General features: G+C 52.7%; 22 protein-coding genes and 2 tRNA genes. 22 read left to right on the top strand and 2 right to left on the bottom strand.

Translation table 11 applies throughout. The features are described from left to right. The first annotated feature begins 8 nt into the window (after positions 1-8). From ABD892_RS07695 to nadA, 15 genes are all read left to right on the top strand, one after another. Entirely contained in the window at positions 9-755 is a 747-nt protein-coding gene (locus ABD892_RS07695) for a YebC/PmpR family DNA-binding transcriptional regulator (protein WP_345194887.1), read from the top strand. Between the two features lie 606 nt (positions 756-1,361). Next, a complete protein-coding gene (gene ruvC, locus ABD892_RS07700; protein ID WP_345194888.1) occupies positions 1,362-1,889 on the top strand; it encodes a crossover junction endodeoxyribonuclease RuvC in 528 nt (175 codons plus the stop codon). A gap of 41 nt (positions 1,890-1,930) precedes the next feature. Further along, a complete protein-coding gene (gene ruvA, locus ABD892_RS07705) occupies positions 1,931-2,545 on the top strand; it encodes a Holliday junction branch migration protein RuvA (protein ID WP_345194889.1) in 615 nt (204 codons plus the stop codon). Positions 2,546-2,657: 112 nt separating this feature from the next. Next, positions 2,658-3,668 carry a Holliday junction branch migration DNA helicase RuvB gene (gene ruvB / locus ABD892_RS07710; RefSeq protein WP_345194891.1) on the top strand — a complete coding sequence of 337 codons (1,011 nt, stop codon included), beginning with the start codon at positions 2,658-2,660 and terminating at the stop codon, positions 3,666-3,668. A gap of 85 nt (positions 3,669-3,753) precedes the next feature. After that, positions 3,754-4,233, top strand: a complete 480-nt coding sequence (locus tag ABD892_RS07715) for an outer membrane lipoprotein (protein WP_345194892.1) — start codon at positions 3,754-3,756, stop codon at positions 4,231-4,233. Positions 4,234-4,379: 146 nt separating this feature from the next. Further along, positions 4,380-4,805 carry a tol-pal system-associated acyl-CoA thioesterase gene (gene ybgC, locus ABD892_RS07720; RefSeq protein WP_345194893.1) on the top strand — a complete coding sequence of 142 codons (426 nt, stop codon included), beginning with the start codon at positions 4,380-4,382 and terminating at the stop codon, positions 4,803-4,805. A 20-nt stretch (positions 4,806-4,825) separates the two neighbouring features. Beyond that, entirely contained in the window at positions 4,826-5,500 is a 675-nt protein-coding gene (gene tolQ, locus ABD892_RS07725; RefSeq protein ID WP_395180335.1) for a protein TolQ, read from the top strand. Next, complete coding sequence (gene tolR, locus ABD892_RS07730; RefSeq protein WP_345194895.1) at positions 5,497-5,925, top strand: protein TolR; 429 nt, start codon at positions 5,497-5,499, stop codon at positions 5,923-5,925. Before tolQ ends, tolR begins: the two co-directional genes overlap by 4 nt. A gap of 4 nt (positions 5,926-5,929) precedes the next feature. Further along, the gene (gene tolA / locus ABD892_RS07735; protein ID WP_345194897.1) at positions 5,930-6,727 is read left to right on the top strand and encodes a cell envelope integrity protein TolA; all 798 of its coding nucleotides are present in this window, start codon (positions 5,930-5,932) and stop codon (positions 6,725-6,727) included. Further along, the gene (gene tolB / locus ABD892_RS07740) at positions 6,724-8,055 is read left to right on the top strand and encodes a Tol-Pal system beta propeller repeat protein TolB (protein WP_345194898.1); all 1,332 of its coding nucleotides are present in this window, start codon (positions 6,724-6,726) and stop codon (positions 8,053-8,055) included. The genes tolA and tolB overlap by 4 nt, the downstream gene beginning before the upstream one ends. A 191-nt stretch (positions 8,056-8,246) precedes the next feature. Then, on the top strand, positions 8,247-8,816 hold the full coding sequence (locus ABD892_RS07745; RefSeq protein WP_345194899.1) for an OmpA family protein: 570 nt from the start codon (positions 8,247-8,249) through the stop codon (positions 8,814-8,816). 8 nt (positions 8,817-8,824) lie between these two features. Next, the gene (gene ybgF / locus ABD892_RS07750) at positions 8,825-9,628 is read left to right on the top strand and encodes a tol-pal system protein YbgF (protein WP_345194900.1); all 804 of its coding nucleotides are present in this window, start codon (positions 8,825-8,827) and stop codon (positions 9,626-9,628) included. 115 nt (positions 9,629-9,743) lie between these two features. Beyond that, positions 9,744-9,819, top strand: a tRNA-Lys gene (locus ABD892_RS07755). Between the two features lie 40 nt (positions 9,820-9,859). Continuing rightward, positions 9,860-9,935 (top strand) — tRNA-Lys (locus tag ABD892_RS07760). A gap of 173 nt (positions 9,936-10,108) precedes the next feature. After that, the gene (gene nadA / locus ABD892_RS07765; protein WP_345194901.1) at positions 10,109-11,143 is read left to right on the top strand and encodes a quinolinate synthase NadA; all 1,035 of its coding nucleotides are present in this window, start codon (positions 10,109-10,111) and stop codon (positions 11,141-11,143) included. A 68-nt stretch (positions 11,144-11,211) separates the two neighbouring features. Here nadA and ABD892_RS07770 read toward each other — a convergent pair whose 3' ends face one another. Further along, on the bottom strand, positions 11,212-12,648 hold the full coding sequence (locus ABD892_RS07770) for a M48 family metalloprotease (protein WP_345194902.1): 1,437 nt from the start codon (positions 12,646-12,648) through the stop codon (positions 11,212-11,214). Between the two features lie 192 nt (positions 12,649-12,840). On the opposite strand from ABD892_RS07770, the gene ABD892_RS07775 reads away from it, so the two are divergent. Continuing rightward, positions 12,841-13,074: a sulfurtransferase TusA family protein gene (locus ABD892_RS07775; RefSeq protein ID WP_345194903.1), complete on the top strand. Its 234-nt coding sequence runs from the start codon at positions 12,841-12,843 to the stop codon at positions 13,072-13,074. A 7-nt stretch (positions 13,075-13,081) separates the two neighbouring features. Beyond that, a complete protein-coding gene (locus ABD892_RS07780) occupies positions 13,082-14,152 on the top strand; it encodes an AI-2E family transporter (RefSeq protein WP_345194904.1) in 1,071 nt (356 codons plus the stop codon). Positions 14,153-14,203: 51 nt separating this feature from the next. Here the strand turns inward: ABD892_RS07780 and ABD892_RS07785 are convergent, their stop codons facing one another. Then, positions 14,204-14,710, bottom strand: a complete 507-nt coding sequence (locus tag ABD892_RS07785; protein ID WP_345194905.1) for a peroxiredoxin — start codon at positions 14,708-14,710, stop codon at positions 14,204-14,206. 247 nt (positions 14,711-14,957) lie between these two features. Between ABD892_RS07785 and dapA the strand changes: the two genes are divergently transcribed. The 5 genes from dapA (at position 14,958) to ABD892_RS07810 (ending at position 20,452) form a co-directional block, all read left to right on the top strand. After that, a complete protein-coding gene (dapA, locus tag ABD892_RS07790) occupies positions 14,958-15,863 on the top strand; it encodes a 4-hydroxy-tetrahydrodipicolinate synthase (protein WP_345194906.1) in 906 nt (301 codons plus the stop codon). Continuing rightward, positions 15,851-16,972 carry an NlpB/DapX family lipoprotein gene (bamC, locus tag ABD892_RS07795; protein ID WP_345194907.1) on the top strand — a complete coding sequence of 374 codons (1,122 nt, stop codon included), beginning with the start codon at positions 15,851-15,853 and terminating at the stop codon, positions 16,970-16,972. The genes dapA and bamC overlap by 13 nt, the downstream gene beginning before the upstream one ends. Positions 16,973-17,101: 129 nt before the next feature. Beyond that, positions 17,102-17,815 carry a phosphoribosylaminoimidazolesuccinocarboxamide synthase gene (gene purC / locus ABD892_RS07800; protein WP_345194908.1) on the top strand — a complete coding sequence of 238 codons (714 nt, stop codon included), beginning with the start codon at positions 17,102-17,104 and terminating at the stop codon, positions 17,813-17,815. Between the two features lie 509 nt (positions 17,816-18,324). After that, positions 18,325-19,203: a tetratricopeptide repeat protein gene (locus ABD892_RS07805; RefSeq protein WP_345194909.1), complete on the top strand. Its 879-nt coding sequence runs from the start codon at positions 18,325-18,327 to the stop codon at positions 19,201-19,203. 298 nt (positions 19,204-19,501) lie between these two features. Further along, complete coding sequence (locus ABD892_RS07810) at positions 19,502-20,452, top strand: LysR substrate-binding domain-containing protein (protein WP_345194910.1); 951 nt, start codon at positions 19,502-19,504, stop codon at positions 20,450-20,452. Positions 20,453-20,598: the final 146 nt, after the last annotated feature.

A 20,598-nucleotide genomic window follows, 5' to 3' on the forward strand; every position in this document is an offset into this window, starting at 1 on the left:
TTCGACCTATGGCAGGTCATAGTAAATGGGCCAACATTAAGCACCGCAAGGCGGCGCAGGATGCCAAGCGTGGCAAGATCTTTACCAAGCTGATCCGCGAACTGACCGTAGCCGCCAAGGCTGGCGGTCCCAACCCGGAAGATAACCCGCGTCTGCGTGCGGCGGTCGACAAGGCGCTGGGCGCCAACATGACCCGCGATACCGTTGACCGTGCGATCGCCCGTGGCGCTGGCAGCGCCGACAACGACAACATGGAAGAGATCACCTATGAGGGTTACGGCCCGGGTGGTGTAGCTATCCTGGTTGAATGCATGACGGATAATCGTAACCGGACTGTGTCTGAAGTGCGTCACGCGTTTTCCAAGCATGGTGGTAATCTGGGTACTGACGGTTCTGTTGCGTACCTGTTTGAGCGTAAAGGACAGATTTTCTTCGAGCCGGGCGTCGATGAAGATGCGCTGATGGAAGCGGCGTTGGAAGCCGGTGCGGAAGATGTCATTGCCAATGATGACGGCTCTGTGGAAGTCACCACTGAGTGGACTGAATTCATGCAGGTCAAGGATGCGCTGGAAGCGGCAGGCATGACGCCGGCCGATGGTGAAGTTGCCATGGTGCCGACAACCCAGTCACCGCTGGATGCTGACGGTGCTGCAAAGATCATGAAGTTGATTGATCGCCTGGAAGACTTGGATGATGTCCAGAATGTCTACAGCAATGCCGATATTCCGGATGATGTGATGGAGTCTCTGGGCTGATACCCCTCAGGACGAAAGCTTCAGGTGCTGGCGCTACTGTTGGCACCTGATTCGCTACATGTTAGAGCGATGCTGAGATGTATACAAAAGAAGATATGTGTCAGCTAAATACCGTTCAGATGTTAACGCCAATGATTAAAAAAAATAACAAAAAAACCACAGCTGTAACGGTTAAGATCGGGGTGAGTAGCTCTTTCATCGTCAAAGTGACTCAATCAAACTGTTCATAATAGAATACGCTTCCATGTCTGATTTGCCTGTAGTTTTTCGTTACGCAGAATGATGGTTTGTAATTCTTGATAGTCATTCGATAACACTATAACCAAACCCTGTTGTCTCCGTTGCTTAAAACGATTTTATAATGCCCTTCTTATACATTCTTACTTAGTGACGCTAATTAGATTGCCTTATTGAGTGGTTTAGTTTTGAGTACTTAAGTCAGCTATATCAAATGATTGAAGTTGAGTTTGGTTGAGGGCTGTGTTTTTAAATGCTGTATTTCTTCATGTTACGAAGACTCTATAAGCAGATATGTTTACTTCACATGAGGGGTGTATAAAAGTACAGTAGTGTGAATAGGTTTTGTGAGAGTCTCCAGGCAAGGATATGGCAATTATTTTGGGAATTGATCCGGGTTCCCGCATTACCGGTTACGGAGTGATCAACCAGGTAGGCTCACGGATTGAATACATTGATTCGGGTTGCATCCGGATCCAGCCGGGCGAGTTGCCGGAAAGGTTGCAGCAGGTGTATGAGGGTATTCATCGGGTTATAGAGGCTTACCAGCCGCAAACCGTAGGGATAGAGCAGGTCTTTATGTCCCGCAATGCGGATTCTGCCCTGAAGCTGGGGCAGGCCCGGGGGGCTGCCATTGTGGCTGCGGTTAATCAGGGGCTTCCGGTGGCCGAATATTCCGCCCGTCAGGTCAAGCAGTCGGTTGTCGGTAAAGGCTCTGCTGACAAGGCGCAGGTTCAGCATATGGTGATGGCGCTGTTGAAGCTGAATAAGGTTCCACAGGCCGATGCTGCCGACGCCCTGGCTGTTGCGCTATGTCATGCCCATACACAGCAGAGTTTGATTCGCATGGCAACCAGTAAAGGGTCCGTGCGCATGGGTAATGGTCGGCTCCGTTAAACGGCATGCTGAATTGAAACATTGTAAAGGTGGAATGTGACATGATTGGTCGTCTTCGTGGAATTGTTGTTGAAAAGCGGCCGCCTCAATTATTGCTGGATGTGAATGGTGTCGGCTATGAAGTCGAAGCGCCAATGACGACCTTCTACCGGTTGCCGGAAGAGGGGCAGGAAGCGACGCTGTATACGCACTTTGTCGTCCGTGAGGATGCGCAGTTACTGTATGGGTTTGCTGACCGCAAGGAGCGACAGCTGTTTCGTACACTGATTCGTGTCAACGGCGTAGGACCAAAGTTGGGGTTGGCGATTCTGTCGGGTATGGAGTCCGACATGTTTGTGCGTTGTGTCCACGATGATGACAGTGCCACGCTGACGCGCCTGCCGGGTATCGGCAAGAAAACCGCCGAGCGCCTGATTGTTGAAATGCGGGACCGGCTGGATGACTGGGCGCCTGAGCTGGGTGGGGCTGATGCGGCTTCACCGTCTTTGGTGGTGTCAAACACACCGTCCGATCGTGTGGCGGTTCAGGATGCCATCAGTGCTCTGGTGTCATTGGGTTATCGCCAGCAAGATGCCAGTAAAGCGATCGGTTCTGTGAAAGAGGATGGTTTGGCCAGTGAAGAGCTGATTCGTCGTGCTTTAAAGGCTATGGTGTGAGTGGCCACTAAGTGCTGCGGTTGTCGCTGCGGACTCTCTGGATTTACAGCCAATATCAGATAACACACAATCAACTGACCTATGTCAGAGCCATTGAATCAGCAGGTGCTGGATGATTGAAAGTGACCGATTGATATCGGGCCATGGAACGCCGCAGGAAGAACGTATTGATCGCGCCATACGACCGACCCGGTTGGTCGATTATACCGGGCAGCCGGCAGTGCGTGAGCAGATGGAAATTTTTATCCGTGCTGCGAGACAGCGGAATGAAGCGCTGGATCACACGCTGATCTTTGGGCCGCCAGGGCTGGGGAAAACGACGCTGGCTAATATTCTGGCCAATGAGATGGGGGTTCAGCTTCGTACGACATCCGGTCCGGTGCTTGAAAAAGCCGGTGATCTGGCAGCTATGCTGACCAACCTTGAGCCTAACGACATCCTCTTTGTCGATGAGATTCATCGCCTGAGTCCGGTTGTCGAAGAGGTGCTTTATCCGGCCATGGAAGATTACCAGCTGGATATTATGATTGGTGAAGGGCCGGCCGCGCGCTCCATCAAGCTGGATCTGCCGCCATTTACCCTCGTGGGCGCCACGACACGGGCAGGGTTGCTGACATCACCGTTGCGTGATCGCTTCGGCATTGTTCAACGTCTGGAGTTCTATAGTGTTGAAGACCTGACCAAGATTGTGGGTCGCTCTGCCGCCATCCTTGGTATGACTATGGATGAAGACGGTGCACGTGAAGTGGCGGCGCGCTCACGTGGCACGCCTCGGATTGCCAACCGTTTATTGCGACGGGTAAGGGATTATGCCGAAGTACGTGGCAACGGACACGTAGATCAGGCAGTGGCAGATGCTGCCCTGGTCATGCTGGATGTGGATGGTGCGGGCTTTGATCATATGGATCGCCGTCTTCTCCAGGCCATGGTGGAAAAATTTGATGGTGGACCGGTAGGCGTTGATAGCCTGGCGGCGGCGATCAGTGAAGAACGCGATACCATTGAAGATGTGCTTGAGCCCTATCTGATCCAGCAGGGATATATCATGCGTACCCCGCGGGGGCGTGTGCTGACCCGTCGCGCCTATGAGCATTTTGGTCTTTCCGTCACTCCGTCGGAATAGTGGTTAAGTTCCCGTTCAGGTTTAAGGCGGCACAATAGCCGGTACTCTGAAAGTAAGAACCTGGTTAAGGTTACAGGTGGTTCAAATGTACGACAAAGTTAAGTTGGTTATGGCTGGAATCATGGCGCTGTTGCTCGTCGGCTGTGCCAGCGACTTGACCTCTACTACATATTCCCGTGGTGAAGCCCGGCAGATGCAGACGGTTCAGTTCGGTACGATCGTCGGTATTGAGAATGTCCAGCTAGAAGGGACTGATACTGGGATTGGCGCCATTGCCGGTGGTGCAGTGGGCGGTATTGCCGCGTCGGATATCGGCGGAGGCAAGGGGAGTGCGATAGCGAGTATTGGTGGTGCTCTGCTTGGTGGTTACCTGGGCGGAAAGGCCGAAGATGAGCTGACCAAAAAAGCGGGCGTGAATCTGACCATTCAGCTGGCTAATGGCAACTACGTGGCCGTGGTTCAGCAGGTGGATCCCGCCATGGTGTTCCGGGTGGGGGACAAGGTCACCATTTATGGCCAGGGAAGCACCTCTCGTGTAGTCAAAAACACCAGCCAGTATCAATAACGGGTAGAGATAAGAAAGAAAACGGCTCCCTGGAGTCGTTTTCTTTTTTGTGTTTGATGGCCGTACCGCTTGTCGCACCGTGATAGCAGGGATCATGATGTCGTGATATAAACATCGCTTGCAAACAGGTTGTTTTGGTAAGCGTGATGTCTGGTAATGAATCCGAATTTTCTCTACCTGTGCGTATCTTTTATGAAGATACGGATGCTGGCGGCATTGTTTATTATGTCAATTACCTGAAATTTATGGAACGAGCCCGTACGGAGCGGCTTCGCAGTCTGGGTTTTGGTCAGCGAGCGCTGCTGGAACATGGGTTCATGTTTGTTGTACGGGATGCTCAGATCAACTACCGGCGCTCTGCAAGGCTGGATGATCTCGTTGAAGTGACGGCGAATGTCATCAAGGCGGGGCGGGCCAGCCTGGTGTTCCAGCAGTCGGTGCGCCTGGAGGGGGGCGAGTTGTGTTCTGGGCGTTTTACCATCGCCTGTGTTGATTCCGAAAGTATGAAGCCAATGGCGCTGCCGGATGCCTGCAGGCAGTATCTGGATGGCCGTGTTGTCCCTGAGGATTGATTGTGACAGAAAGTATTTCGATGTGGTCCCTGATATGGAATGCCAGCTGGGTGGTTCAGCTGGTAATGGTGATCCTGATTGGGGCTTCTATTTTAAGCTGGGTGTTTATTATCCAGCGAGCCATTTTATTGCGTAATACACGCCAGGCGGTGCGCCAGTTCGAGGATCGTTTCTGGTCCGGTATGGATTTGAGTCAGTTGTACCGGGAGGTCCATGATAACCCGGATCCGGATAATGGCGCGGAACGCATCTTCCGAAGTGGCTTTCGCGAATTCACCCGCCTGCGCGGTCAGACCAGTGACCCGGATGCGGTGATGGAAGGGGTGCAGCGCGCCATGCGGGTAGCGTTGTCGAAAGAGCAGGAGCGCCTTGAGGCGAATTTGCCGTTTCTGGCCACTGTGGGTTCAACCGGCCCTTATGTGGGTTTGTTTGGAACCGTTGTGGGTGTTATGAATTCGTTCCGTGGTCTGGCAAATGTGCATCAGACAACGTTGGCGGCCGTGGCGCCGGGTATTGCGGAAGCGTTGGTAACCACAGCGGTTGGCCTGGTTGCCGCGATTCCGGCAGTGGTGGCTTATAACCGTTTCTCGGCCAAAGTTGACCATTTGTTGGCCGGCTATGAAACCTTTGCTGACGAGTTTTCCAGTATCCTGCACCGTAAAGTGCATGCGCATCAGCAGGATGCGGCATCATGAGGAGCCGTGCCCGGCGCAAGCCGATGTCCGAGATCAATATGGTGCCGTTTATCGACATCATGATGGTGATGCTGGTGGCTTTTATGGTGGCGGCACCCATGATGTCGCAGGGTATCAAGGTCCAGTTGCCGAAAACAGACAGTGCGCCGATGGAAGTGCCCAAGGGCAAGGAGCCGCTGATTGTTTCCGTCAAGGCGGATGGCAGTTACTATCTGAATCTGGAGTCCACCGGTAAGAAGGCATTATCGCTCCAGGTGATCAGTGAGCGTGTAGCCAAAATCAAGCGGGCGCGGCCCGATACGCTGGTCCTGATTGAGGGGGATGAGCGTGTCAGTTACGGCAAGGTTGTGGCAGCCATGGCGAGCCTGCAGGATGCCGGTGTCAGTGATGTGGGGTTGATGACTGATCCCCGGGAGCTGAATTGACGCCGTGAATGTGTTATCGAAACTTCGTCGTCGTGGCACCAGTGATGGTTATACAATTCCCGTTCTGACATCGTTGTTGCTTCATGGGTTAGCGGTTGTGGCGATGGTGATCGTCTGGCCCGGCAAGACCGAGGAACGGGTCAGGCCAGTACCGACGCACATTATGGCGAAGGTGTACGTGCCAACGCCTGAACCGGTCATTCCGAAGCCAAAACCGGTGAAGAAGCCCAGGCAAAAGCCGGTCAAAAAGCCGGAAAAGAAAACACCGGTCAAGACGCCTGAGAAGAAGGTGCCGGTGAAACCGGTCAAGAGTGACGTTGACCGGAAAAAGGCGCTGGCAGAACAGCAGCGTCGCGAACGAGAGGCTGAGAAACGTCGCGATGCTGAGGCAGCCCGACAAGCGGAGGAGGCTCAGCGTCTGCAGGAACAGGAAATGCTGGCGGCGCTGGAGCGGGATCAGGTAGAGCAGCAGCGAATAGCTGAACAGCTGAAAACCGATGCCAATGTTGTGAATGGTTATGTGGCGTTGATTGAGCAGCTGGTGCGACAGAACTGGAGTCGTCCACCGAGTGCGCGCAAAGGGATGACGGTCAAGCTTCGGGTCAGGCTGACACCGACCGGAGAAATTGTCAGTATTGAGACATTAAAGGGTAGCGGTAACCCGGCTTTCGATGATTCAGCCATTCGTGCTGTCCAGAAAGCGGCGCCGTTCCGGGAGTTGGGCCAGCTGGAAAGCCGGCTGTTTGAAAGTCACTTCCGGGCGTTTAATTTCTATTTCGATCCGCAGGATTTGCTGGAATGAAAATGGCTCAAGTTGTGATGGACAGGTTACGTTCGGGTGTGATTCAGGGAGTGCTCATGCTGGTCTTGTGCCTGCAGCAGGCGCAGGCTGACCTCACCATTGAAATCACCCAGGGAAATGATCAGGCGGTTCCCGTCGCCGTCGTGCCGTTTGCCTGGAATGGCAAGGGCATCCTGCCTGAAGATATTTCCGGCATTATTACCAACGACCTGAAGCTCAGTGGTCAGTTCATGCCGGTGGATCGCAATAATTTTCTGAGTTTTCCTGCGACGGCAGACGAAGTCTATTTCCGCGACTGGAACATGCTTGGTGTGACCTATCTGGTGATAGGGCAGGTATCGGCGCTCCCGGATGACCGGTATCGGGTAAATTATCAACTTTTTGATATCGTGCGTCAGATGCCGGTCTTGAAAGGGGAAGTGGAAGGTTCGAAAACGCAACTGCGTTCGGTGGCGCACAATATCAGCGATGCCGTGTATGAAAAAATTGCCGGTATTCGTGGGGTGTTCTCCACCAAGATCCTTTATGTGATTGCCAACCGTTTTTCGGCGGAGCGCACCGACTATCAGCTGGTCTATGCCGATATGGATGGTCGTCGCGCGGTGACGGTGTTGCGTTCCGGTGAGCCGATTTTGGCGCCCAGCTGGTCGCCTGATGGCAAAAAAATTGCTTATGTTTCCTTTGAAACCGGGCGTCCTGCCATTTATATCCAGGAACTCGCTACCGGTGAGCGACAGAAAATGACCCACTTCAAAGGCCTGAACAGTGCGCCGGTCTGGTCGCCGGATGGCTCGAAGTTGGCGTTGGTATTGTCTCGTTCGGGTAATCCGGATATCTATACGCTGGATGTGGCAACGAAAAAGCTGACGCAGGTAACCCGTCACTTTGCAATAGATAATGAGCCTGCCTGGATGCCTGATGGGAAAAGTCTGGTGTTCACCTCTAATCGTGGTGGTTCTGCCCAGATTTACCAGATCCCTGCAACCGGTGGGGATGCACGCAGGCTGACGTTTGAGGGTCGGTTCAATGCTCGGGCCAAGGTGTTCCCGGATGGGCAATCCATCGCCATGGTGCACAAGGGTAAAGGGCAGTCGGATTACAATATTGCGGTGCTGGATCTGGAAACCGGCAGAACGCGCACGCTGACCTCGATGCCATTTGAGGACTCGCCTGCTGTCGCGCCGAACGGCAAGATGCTGATTTATTCGGCGCAGGACGGGCAGCAGGGTGTGTTGGGCATTATTTCGTCGGATGGGCAGGTGAGCTACCGTCTGCCCTCCAAGGAGGGGGATGTCAGGGAGCCGGCCTGGTCTCCCTACATGCGCTAGTGTGATGCCCATTTCGGACGCTGTGAGTGAAGTGTTCGTCAGTGGTTAGAAAAGGTTTCGTGCTCTGGTCTGAAGTTACGTAGAAATGCGTGTTTACGGATTGCTGCGCTGACTGGTCTGTGCGGGCTAACTCTGTTACCTTAGTTCAACTTTTTATTCATTGCATATTGAAATACGATCAGGAGTTCAGGATGGAATTAGCCAAAATCGGCAAAGGGCTTGTTGCGGCTCTGATGGCAACCTATCTCGTTGGCTGTGCTTCTTCGGGTGGTAGTTCTTCTGGCCAGGAAATGGCGGGTGAGGCCGATCAGTCTGTGACTGAAGTGGTTACCACACCAATCGTTGATCCTGCCGTCCAGGCTGTGATCGACAGTGGCAAGGTGCAGGCTACCCCTGAGCAGATCACCGAAATGCTCAGTCGTGATGTGTATAACTTCGATTTTGACAGTGACCGCCTGAGCGCGGAAGACTATCTGGCGCTGGATGTGCAGGCTGCTTACCTGACCTCCGAAGCGGGCAAGAACGTTAACCTGATTATCCGTGGCCATACCGATGAGCGTGGCACCCGTACCTACAACTTGGCTCTGGGTGAGCGTCGTGCCAATGCGGTCAAGAACTACCTGATGCTGAAGGGTATCACCTCTGACCGTATTGAAGTGATCAGCTACGGTTTCGAAAAGCCGCTGGATCCTGCGCATTCGGATGCAGCCTGGACCAAGAACCGTCGTGCTGAAATCGATTCAGCCAACGGCACACTCTGATTGCTGCCATGTCATTGGTCAAATTGCGTCGTGCAGTGATCATGACTGGCTTGTGCAGCCTGCCCGTGCTGGCTGCACCCGTCCCGGTTGTTGATTCGAACCCTTCTTCGTTGGCACTGCCTGCGGCGAATGCGCAAAGCAATGTGCTTGGTGTCAGTGCCCCTGTGGGGCAGGCCGGTGCGTTGCTTGAACAGATCAGTTCGCTCCAGCAGGAAGTGTTGCAGCTGAGAGGCCTGGTTGAAGAGCAGGCGAATGCGCTACAGCGTCTCAGTCAGGAAAACCGGGATCGCTATCTGGATCTGGATCGCCGTATCGGGATGCTGTCGAAATCCGGTTCAGCCCCTGAAACGCCAGTTGCTTCACGCCCTAGGGATACAGGTAGTGCCTCCGGTGCTGTCAGTGCGGGTGGTGGTGTAACGGATTCAGTCTCAGAGCAGGCTGTTTACCAAGATGCCTTTCAGCTAATCCGTACACGCAAATTCGATGAAGCGATCGTTGCATTGAATGATTATATTCGTCGATTCCCTGCGGGTACTTATGCTGATAATGCCCAATACTGGCTCGGAGAGGTATACCTCGCGCAAGGTAAGTTGGAGCAGTCCAAAGGTGCTTTTGAAACGGTGCTGAAGGATTATCCCAAAAGTGGCAAGTCGCCGGATGCCATGTACAAGCTGGGACGTGTATTTGACCAGTTGGGAGACAAGGCGCAGTCTGAGAAGTATCTCAAGTCTGTGATCAGTCAGTATTCGCAGAGTTCGGCGGCCAAACTTGCAGATGTGTATCTGCGTAGTCTGCAAAGCAAACCGATGTAAGTCAGTGAAAACGCATCAGCTTTAACGCTGATGCGTTTTTATCCAAAAAAACGCCATATGGTGGAAATTAACACTTGTAGTCGTCGATGTAATCCGTAAGATTGCGTTCTGTTCCGGGTCGTTAGCTCAGTTGGTAGAGCAGTTGGCTTTTAACCAATTGGTCGTAGGTTCGAATCCTACACGACCCACCATCTTCTTGTCAGAGTAATGTTTGTTGCTCGTCTCTATCCAGGGTCGTTAGCTCAGTTGGTAGAGCAGTTGGCTTTTAACCAATTGGTCGTAGGTTCGAATCCTACACGACCCACCATTTCCCTCTAATGACTGTTCTGTCGGCATGAAACTTCCGCTCTCTCTGTGCTAACATGCGTTCCCCAATGCTGCCTGTTTTTCTGCGTTCGTATTCCTGAAAGCATGCAGGAATAAGGTCGTTTGTCAGGTCAGCTATGACAGATATGAAAGTGCCACAGGCCATATAAGCGGATGACACAAACAAAAGACAGACTATTTGTCAGCCAATACCTGTCGGAAGCGCCTGCTTCTGGCCAGGGCGTGGTTGAAGAGGGGGCGTTGAAGGCGCGAATCAAGGCCTTGCTAAAGCAAAAAGACGCCGTATTGGTTGCGCACTATTATACCGATGATTTGGTGCAGGAGCTGGCTGAAGAAACCGGTGGCTGTATTGCAGATTCCCTGGAAATGGCTCGCTTTGGCACCCGACACTCAGCGTCAACGCTGGTTGTGGCCGGTGTTCGGTTTATGGGGGAAACGGCCAAAATACTGAACCCGGAGAAACGTGTGCTGATGCCGACGCTGGAAGCGACCTGCTCACTTGATCTGGGATGTCCTGCCGATGAATTTACCCGTTTTTGTGATCAGCACCCTGATCGCAAGGTGGTTGTTTATGCCAACACGTCGGCGGCGGTAAAGGCCAGGGCTGACTGGGTGGTCACCTCCAGCTGTGCCATTGATATCGTTGAGCACCTCGCGAGTGAGGGGGAGAAACTGATCTGGGCGCCGGATCGTTATCTCGGTCGTTATGTCGAAAAGGCAACCGGTGCTGATATGTTGCTTTGGGATGGTGCCTGCATTGTCCATGAGGAGTTCAAAGCGAAGGGGATTCTTGATCTTAAGCAGGTCTATCCTGATGCTGCGGTGCTGGTGCATCCGGAATCGCCGGAATCGGTCGTGGAGTTGGCTGATGCGGTGGGCTCTACCACACAGCTGATCAAAGCAGCGCAAGCGATGAACAACCCTGTTTTTATTGTTGCGACGGATCGCGGTATTTTTTACAAGATGAAGCAGTTGGCTGGTGACGGGAAAGAGTTTATAGAGGCGCCGACTGCGGGTAATGGTGCTACCTGTCGCAGTTGTGCGCACTGTCCATGGATGGCAATGAACAGCCTTGAACTGATTGCTGATGTGCTGGAGCATGGCGGCAGTGAGATTCATGTGGATCCGCTCGTCAGGGAAAAAGCGTTGCAGCCTCTTGATCGAATGCTGGCTTTTACTGCATCGTGATGCTTTTACCCTATTGAATAAAAAAACCGGCAATGTCTGCCGGTTTTTTTATGCTTTGCGTAATGTGTTTACAGTTTCATCCGCTTTTTATATTCCTGAATTTCTGTGACGCGTTCTTTCAGGGCGGTTTTGGTGCTGAACGGTGTGCCAGGTAGTTCGGCAGCATACTCCAGGTGTTTGATGGCATCATCAAAGTTACCTGTCAGGAAAAAGAACTCCGCCCTTGCCTTGTGGACTTCCTCAATGTCACCGGCTTTACCCGCAGCCTCAGCCAGTTGATACCAGACTTCGGGATCATCCGGACGTGTGCGGGAGAATGTTTTAAGAACCCGGGTGGCTGCTGTGTACTGTTTATCCTGAAACAGCATGTCCGCATAGGTCATGGTTAGGGGCAGGTTATCGGGGGTAAAGCGAAGCATCTCCTTGATGTTGGCAAGTGCTTCCTTTTGCTGTCCCTGGGCAAAACGAATGCGGTTATCCAGAATGCGGTAATACACGTTATCTGGTGTGCTGGCTAACAGCGGTTTAAGCGTGTTGGCGGCTTTTGATGTGTCGCCACTTTCCAGTTGTGCCAGTGCTAAGCCGAAGCGCGTCGCGAAGGGGTAGCTGGTATGCCCCGTTTCAAGGTCGGCGGTAAGGCGTCTCGCCGTGTTTTCCGGCGAGCTGGATGATTCGACGATTACGCGCATGCGCATCAGATGGTAAGACGGGTTGTCCTGGTAATTGCGAACCGGATATTGCTCTGCACGGCCGAGGGAGTCGGCAACACGGTTTCTGGAGACCGGGTGGGTACGCAGGAATTCCATCTGTGGGCCGCTGCCTTCCATGCGGCTCATTCGTTCAAACAGCTTGGGCATGGCGCGGGGGTCAAAACCGGCGCGGGCCATGTTGCGGATGCCGACCCGGTCAGCTTCCTGCTCATTGAATCGACTGAATCGCAGTTGTTCACTTTGCATGCCAGCGATGGTCGAGCTCAAGGCTGCGGCTCCAAGGTCCCCCCCTCCGGCAGCGGCCAGAATGATGCTGCCCAGCAGTGCCGCCATGGAGGGTAAACGCTGACGTTGTGCAGCCTCGACCCGGCGGGCGTAGTGGCGCTGGCTCAGGTGGGCGAGTTCGTGTGCGACAACCGAGGCAAACTCCTGTTCAGTTTCTGCATACAGGAACAGCCCGGCATTAATGCCGATAATACCGCCGGGTGCGGCGAATGCGTTTAGCTGTGGGCTATCGATAATAACCAGGGAGATACGCCTGTCCTGCAGTTCACTGGTCTCAGCCAGGCGATAGATCAGTGCTTCGGTATAGCTGGTGAGCTCCGGGTCGTTCAGGGTTTTCACCTGGCTGTTGATCATCTTCAGGAAAACCTGACCCAGCTCATGCTCTTGTTGGGCAGAGACAACGCCAGAAGTCGCATCACCAAGTGTTGGCAGTTCTGAGGCGCCCTGCGCGGATTGGGTCAGCATCAGCAGCAGGCTGATGGTGGAGAGAAAATGGGCGATTTTTCGCATTAGCAAACAGCTTATTGGTTTGTGGTGAATGGCGAGGGCATTTTCTTTGCCCATAAGATACTATGATGAATTGGGTCTTTCATTAATAATTCCGTGATTTTTACCGTTCATGGCGGGTTTGCCGAAGAGTATTTGGAGTCGTCAGTGTTCTGGTATGGAGTTTGCCGTTGTTTTCAGGGTTGTGCGGGTGGTATGTCGGACATAGATGTTGAATTGGATGTCAGGGGGCTGGCTTGCCCCATGCCATTGTTAAAGGCCAAGCAGGCATTGAATCGGATGGCGGCGGGGCAGGTGCTCAGGGTGCTGGCGACAGATCCCGGTTCGGTCAGGGATTTTCGCAGTTACGCTGAACTGGCGGGCCACAGTCTACTTGAAAGTGACGAGTGTGAGGGTGTGTTTGTCCACACACTGAAAAAACATGGATAAAACGGCAATGTTCAGACTTTTTCGCGGCTGGATGCAGCGTTATTTTTCCGATGATGAAGCAGTGATGCTGTTTGTGCTGCTGCTCCTGGCCATGGGTATCATCATGGCCTTTGGCAGTATGCTGGCGCCCGTGTTTGCCGGTATGGTGCTGGCGTTTGTACTGCAGGGGATGGTTGGCTGGTTGGAGCAGCATAACGTGCCCCATATGATGGCGGTATCGCTGGTGTTTGCCCTGTTTGTGGCCATGTTGATGGTAGTGTTGCTGTTACTGCTGCCATTGGTCTGGGATCAGGGGGTCAATCTGCTTAACGAGTTACCGCGCATGGTGACGCGGGGGCATCTGTTGCTCAGTGAGTTGCCGGAACAATATCCGGGCTTTGTCTCTGAGGCCCAGGTCAATGCGTGGATGGAAGCTGCCAGTAGTCAGGTAGCCAATCTGGGGCAATGGATTGTTTCGTTTTCCCTGTCACGGATATCCGGTGTGGTTGGGTTGCTGATTTACTTGGTGCTGGTGCCGATTCTTGTCTTTTTCTTTCTCAAGGATCGTAAGGAATTGTTGGCCTGGTGTTCATCCATGCTGCCGAAAGAGCGTCGAATGCTCAAGCAGGTATCTGAGGAAATGAGTCAGCAGATTGCCAACTATATACGGGGCAAAGTGATTGAAATTGTGATTGTTGGCCTGGTGACCTTTGTCTCGTTTGTCTTTCTTGGGCTCAACTACGCGGCATTGTTAGGGTTGCTGGTCGGCTTGTCCGTTCTTATCCCTTATATCGGTGCGGCGATTGTGACGATACCCGTGGCGGCAGTGGGGCTCTTTCAGTGGGGTATGGGGCATGACTTCATCATTCTGATGGTTGTCTACGGCGTTATTCAGGCATTGGATGGTAATGTGCTGGTACCGTTATTGTTCAGTGAGGCTGTGAACCTGCACCCTATCGCAATTATTGTTGCGGTGCTGTTGTTTGGCGGGCTCTGGGGCTTTTGGGGTGTTTTCTTTGCGATTCCGTTGGCGACGTTGGTCAAGGCGGTGATCAATGCTTGGCCAGGTGGTGAGGAAACAGCCACTGTTGATGTTTGAGAAAGCCGGGAGGCGAGATGATTCTGCCTCCCGGAATGGGGTGCACTTTGGTTAATCCTCTTCAGTGTCCGGCCTGATGACAGGCTCAATCATGTCAGACAATGCCTGGGCGGCCTGCAGTACGTCTTCAACATGGTGCTTGATATGTACGCGACGCCATTCGTGCTGGAGGACGCCTTCTCTATCGATTAGGAATGTACTGCGTTCAATCAGTGGTGTCTCCTGTTCCGCTCTGCGGGCACGTAGCACGTCGAACAACTCGCAAAGCTGGCCTTCAGTGTCGGCAATGAGGTCGAATGGCAGCTGATACTGGTTTTTAAAGAGTTCATGGGATTCGAGGGTGTCTCTGGAAATTCCAAATACCCGTGTATTTGCTGCTTCAAACTGCTCGTGGAGCGCCTTGAATGATTGGCCTTCGCTGGTGCAGCCTGGAGTATTATCTTTGGGGTAAAAATAGAGAACGATGTTCTGGCCCTTGAGTGCGGAAAAATCGACCTGATTGCCACTGGTGGCCTGGGCGGTGAAATCGGGAGCGGGTTTGCCGATGTTCGCCTTCATGCTATGTCCTTACCTGCGTTAATCTGATTCTGGTTTATGGGGCCAGAAGTATGGACCACGGTTTCAGGGTTAGCCTCCCGGTTTTAGCCTGATTCCCGTGTCCTGATCTATGCTTTTTATCGGCAGAGCCGCGCAGCAGTGAATATCGTTGCGGATTTCTGTCTGTAAGAGTGGTTACGCAGCTTGTGATATACCGGCATGGCCGGTAACATTTGCGCTTATTTTTTATGGCTACTGGAGTGTATCGATGATAACCGGCAGTCTTGTTGCGCTGGTCACCCCCATGTTTTCCGGTGGGGAAGTGGACTGGCAGCGCCTGCACGATCTGGTCGACTTCCATCTGGAAAATGGCACTGACGCCATTGTGGCCGTAGGCACCACCGGCGAATCGGCGACGCTGACTGTGGAAGAGCACTGTCAGGTCATTCGCGATGTTGTTGCGCAGGTAAAAGGGCGTATTCCCGTGATTGCCGGTACCGGCGCCAACTCAACCCAGGAAGCGGTGCACCTGACCGCCGAAGCCAAGGCGCTGGGAGCCGATGCCTGCCTGCTGGTGACACCATATTACAACAAACCTACCCAGGAAGGCCTCTACCGACATTTCCGTACCGTGGCGGAGTCGGTTGCGATTCCCCAGATTCTCTATAACGTACCAGGCCGTACCGCTTTGGATATGCTGCCTGATACGGTTGAACGCCTGTCTGATCTGACCAATATTGTTGCTATCAAGGAAGCGACCGGCGATCTGGAGCGGGCACGTGAAGTCATTACCCGTTGCGGTGATCGTATTGCGGTCTATTCCGGTGATGATGGCACCGCCGTCGAACTGATGCTGCTGGGTGGTAAGGGCAATATTTCTGTGACGGCAAATGTGGCGCCGGCAGACATGCATGAATTATGTGACCTGGCCATTGTCGGCAAGGCGGATGAAGCGCGCGCCATTCACCAGCGCCTGTTGCCTTTGCACAAGGCGCTGTTTCTGGAGTCAAACCCGATTCCGGTCAAATGGGCATTGCAGACAATGGGGTTAATGGAGGGTGGTATTCGTCTGCCACTAACGCCATTGTCAGAACAGCACCATGCAGCCGTTGCTCAGGCCATGCAGGCAGCGGGTATTAATGTTGTATCCAAGGAGAGTGCATGCACAGTGTAAGGATGTTGCCTTTGGTGGCAGCAGTCTCTCTCGTGTTGGGTGGCTGCAGCTACCTGACCGGAAAGGATGGCTATTTCCGTGATAAATCCGAAGATTATGCGGCTGAGAAAACCTATGGTCGCCTGACGCTTCCGGAAGGCTTGAATCCCCGTGACATGCCTGAATATCTGCGTGTGCCCGAGCAGGTTGCTGAATCCGGCAAGGTCGGTGGTGAAGTACCGCGTCCTGATCAGCGTATTATGCGGACAGCGGATGAAGGGTATTCCGTGCAGCGCAGTGGTGATCAGCGCTGGTTACTGGCTGAGAAGAGTCCCGAAAAAATCTGGCCTCAGTTGGTACGTTTCTGGGATGTCAGCAATATTCCGCTTTCCGAGTCGGACGCAACACAGGGGGTTATGGAAACCCAGTGGATTGTGATGCGTGATGAGACTAGCAAGGATCTGGTTCGTCGTCTGTTCGGACGTGTCGTCGGTATGGATAGTACGGCGCCTCAGGAAGACCGCTTCCGTTTGACGGTTCAGCAGGGTGTGCGTGCGGGCACCAGCGAGATAAAACTGGAGCATGCCAGCCGTGCACTGGGTAGTGAAGAAAAGGCTGTCTGGCGTGACGGAGCATCCGGAACGAACACCAGCCTTGAAGCGGGCCTGCTGAATGAAATGCTGGTCTTCCTGGTACAGAATGCGGATGACCAATCCGTTTCACTGGTGGCGCAGACCCTCAGTATTGGTGACCAGAGTGCGTTGATCTACGACGGTAATGGAAATCCTGTGCTTAAAATCAGCCAGCCATTTGCCCGTAGTTGGCAGGCGGTTTCCGTTGCGTTGAGTGAAGCGAAAATTCAGGTGGTTGACCAGAACCGCTCTGCCGGCGTTTTCTATATTGAGCTGGGCGACGAGAAAGCGGATAAGGATGACGAGAAAGGCTTCTTTAGCGGCCTCTTTGGCAGTAGTGCTGATGATCGTGAACAAACGCCCAAAACCGCTTATCGCGTCAGGGTTTCTCCGCTCGGAGAAGAAGTCCAGGTCACTCTGGAGAAAGATATTAACACCCTGCCACCTGTCGATGTTTCTGAGAAAGTGCTGCAGTCCATCAAGTCGCATCTGAGTTAATCGTGGGTTCGACACCTGTCAGCGTTAATGGTTGTGCTTATATTACCGGTTCAGTCTGTTTGATGAACCGGTTCATTGTCTCCTTGTTCCCTGAATCTGCTGATTTTATTCACCTGTGTGGAGATTATGATGGAAAAGCGTGAGGAGCTTTACTCCGGCAAGGCCAAGTCTGTTTATACGACAGATGATCCCAATCGTATGGTGCTGCTGTTCAGAAATGACACGTCTGCGTTTGACGGCGTCAAGGTCGAGCAGCTGGAACGCAAGGGTATGGTCAACAACCTCTTTAATGCATTTATTATGCAGAAGCTGGAAGATGCCGGTATAGCCACTCATTTTGAGAAGGTGTTGTCTTCTCAGGAATCACTGGTTAAGCGCCTGGAGATGATTCCGGTTGAGTGTGTCGTGCGTAATATTGCCGCAGGCAGTATCTGCAAGCGCCTGGGTGTGGAAGAAGGTATTGACCTGAATCCCCCGACCTTTGAGTTCTTCCTGAAAAACGATGCACTCCATGATCCCATGATCAATGAGTTCCATATCCGTTCTTTCGGCTGGGCGGAACCGCAGCACGTGGAAACCATGAAAGAGCTGACATTCAAGGTCAATGATGTCCTGAAGCAGCTGTTCCTGGATGCGGGTATGCTGCTGGTTGACTACAAGCTGGAATTTGGTTTGTTTGATGGCCAGGTGGTGTTGGGCGATGAATTCAGTCCGGATGGCTGCCGTATCTGGGATAAGGAAACTCGCAAGAAGCTGGATAAAGACCGTTTCCGTCAGGGGCTGGGCGGTGTGATTGAAGCGTATGAAGAAGTCGGCCACCGTCTCGGAATAAAGTTCGATTAAGATCTTCCCATTGAGCTGCTTTTGTGGCAGCTCAATGATTCTGTTTTTCCATCAATTTTCTTAAATTTTTGCTTGCATTTCGTAAAGCGCCTCTGAGTCGCGGTCTCGGGCGAACTTTCCCTCTTGTCAATAATTATGCACAAATTTTGATCGCCTTTTGTAAAGGTCAATGATTTGGCGCTAAGTCTTTGATTTTTCGTAAAACAAACTATAACTAATTGAAAAATAAGGAAAAAATAATTGGTCAAAAAGTGATCAATTTGACGGTTCTTAAGGTTCAATGGGGGATTTCGGCGCTTTTCTCCAGCTCATCCACAAAGATATCCACAGAAAATGTGGGTAACCTGAATGCACACATTCGGGGCATTTCGGATGAATTTTTTCATTGCTGTGATAGTGCTTTGAAGGTCTGCAGATCCAGGTAATTTGCGTGCGTGTTGACCCTTGAATTCACCCTTGAGTGACGCCATTGTGTGAATATCGCTAAATCACAATCACACGGGTCTGTCATGAATCCAACAGCCAATGTCATCGAGGTCACCGCTGACAATTTACACAGTGAAGTGCTGGAACGTTCCAAATCGGTTCCGGTTTTGCTGGATATCTGGGCAGACTGGTGCCAGCCCTGCAAGATGCTGATGCCTATCCTGATGAAACTGGTTGAGTCGTACCAGGGGAAGTTTGTCCTGGCCAAGCTGAACGCTGAGGATCCTGATCCACAGGTTCAGCAGATTGCCCAGAGCCTGATGATGCAGTTAGGCGTTCGCAGTATTCCCGCTCTGATTTTTTTGCACGAGGGCAAGCCTGTTCAGGTGTTGACCGGTATGCAGCAGGAAGGCGACTTGCGCGCCATTCTTGATCAGTTGACCATGAGCCCGGCGGAACGGGTACAAGCGCAGGTTGAAGCGTTGGTTGCGGATGGGCAGCCTGAGCAGGCGTTGCAGTTATTGCAGGAATTGCTGCAGGAAGAGCCGGAAAATATGGGCTTGCAGGTGTTGCAGGCCAACCTGTTGCTGCAGCTGGGGCGTGTGGCAGATGCGTCACAACTTCTGGATGCGCTTCCGGATGATGCGCCGGGCATTGCACAGCCTAAAGCGCGTCTTGCGCTGCTGGGACTGGCCGGAGATATTGCTGATCGCGCTTCGGTGGACGCCCAGGTTGCGGCCAATGAAAAAGATCATGAAGCCCGTTATCAGCTGGCGATTCATCAGTTGCTGGCCGATGAACCGGAACTGGCGCTGGAAAATTTGCTGTGCATTATTCGTCATGACCGGGAATTCCGCGAAGACGGTGCCCGCACTCTGATGTTGAAGTTCTTTGAGCAGCAGGGGAATGCGGATCCCCTGGTGCGTCGTTTCCGCAGCCGTTTGTTTGCCTTGATGCATTAATGTTCATGACTATGGCGCCTTCACCGAAGGCGCCTGGCTCATCCCGCAAAGCGTTATTTCAGAGGATGTAAAGCCAAAATCCTGGTGATAAAGTGGTGTTATGCCGTTGTATTGCCAGTGATGCTTATCGGATAATAGCGCTCCCTTTTAGTCTTTGTCCTGCTTCCTCTCGCTGTCTTTATTGTTCAGGTTGTCCTGTCCGGAGTCTCTCCCTCAAGGTGATCCTGTGTCATCCTCCTTGCAGCATACGGGCTGCCGGGATAACGGTTTTTCTGTTCATTGAATGTGAGAGAGTGGCATGATCCAGACCGAGTCGATACAGGTCGCCCAGGCTGTTGCCCATTACGGTAGTTTCACGGTGGCTGCCCAGCATCTGCACAAGGTGCCGTCCGCCATCAGTTATACCGTGCGAAAGCTGGAGGAACAGCTGGATGTTCAGCTCTTTGTCCGCGACAGCAAACGGGTGGCGCTGACGCCGGCCGGTGAGCATTTCCTCAAGCATGCCGGTCGTCTGTTGGATAAGGTTCGCCAACTGGAAGACAGTACTCGCCAGGTTGCCCTGGGCTATGAACGGGAGCTGCGTATTGCGATCGATAATGTCGTGAACCAGGGTGTGATGTACGACCTGATTCGTGATTTCAATGCCGCTTTTTCCACCACGCGGCTTGTGGTGAATGGGGAAATTTACATCGGCTGCTGGGATGCACTGTTTCACCAACGTTGCCAGCTGGCAATCGGTGCACCTCAGACGGTACCCGAGATAATACCGGGTCAAAGTCGTTTTGATTTTCGCTCCATGGGCTTGCTGGAATGGGAGCTGGTCATGTCGCCAGATCACCCGTTGACACAGGCGGAAGCGCCTCTGACAGCCGATCAGCTGAGGGATTATCTGACCATCACGATAGAAGACAGTGCCCGTTATTTCCGGCCTGGAGAAAACTGGTTGGATGATAATCCTTCCGTACTGGTTGTTCCCAATTTCCGCAATGCCATTGAGTGCGCCATACAGGGAATTGGTGTGACAACACTTCCCAGACATTTTGCGCATTATTATCTGGATCGCGGTCTGCTGGTGGGACGAGCCATTCACGGCGTGCCCTGGAACACAACCTGTCATGTCGCCTGGAATGATGAGGTGCGTGGGCCTGCGCTGGAATGGTGTCTTGACTGGTTGGGCGACAGTGAAAGACTGAATCAGTGTTGGTTGACCTATGATCGCGTAGCACAGCCTGAATTTCATATTCCCTGACTGACGCGTGCAAAGGTGATTTTGCATGTGCCAATCAGAGAGATAGAAGCTGTGTATGCCACTTGTGCGTATTCTGGCACAACTTGAACACCGATTCTGGTAACTCTTGAACACCCATTCTGGTAAGTCTTGAACACTGATTCTGG

Source organism: Kistimonas scapharcae, from assembly GCF_039540975.1.
Taxonomy (GTDB): Bacteria; Pseudomonadota; Gammaproteobacteria; order Pseudomonadales; family Endozoicomonadaceae; genus Kistimonas; species Kistimonas scapharcae.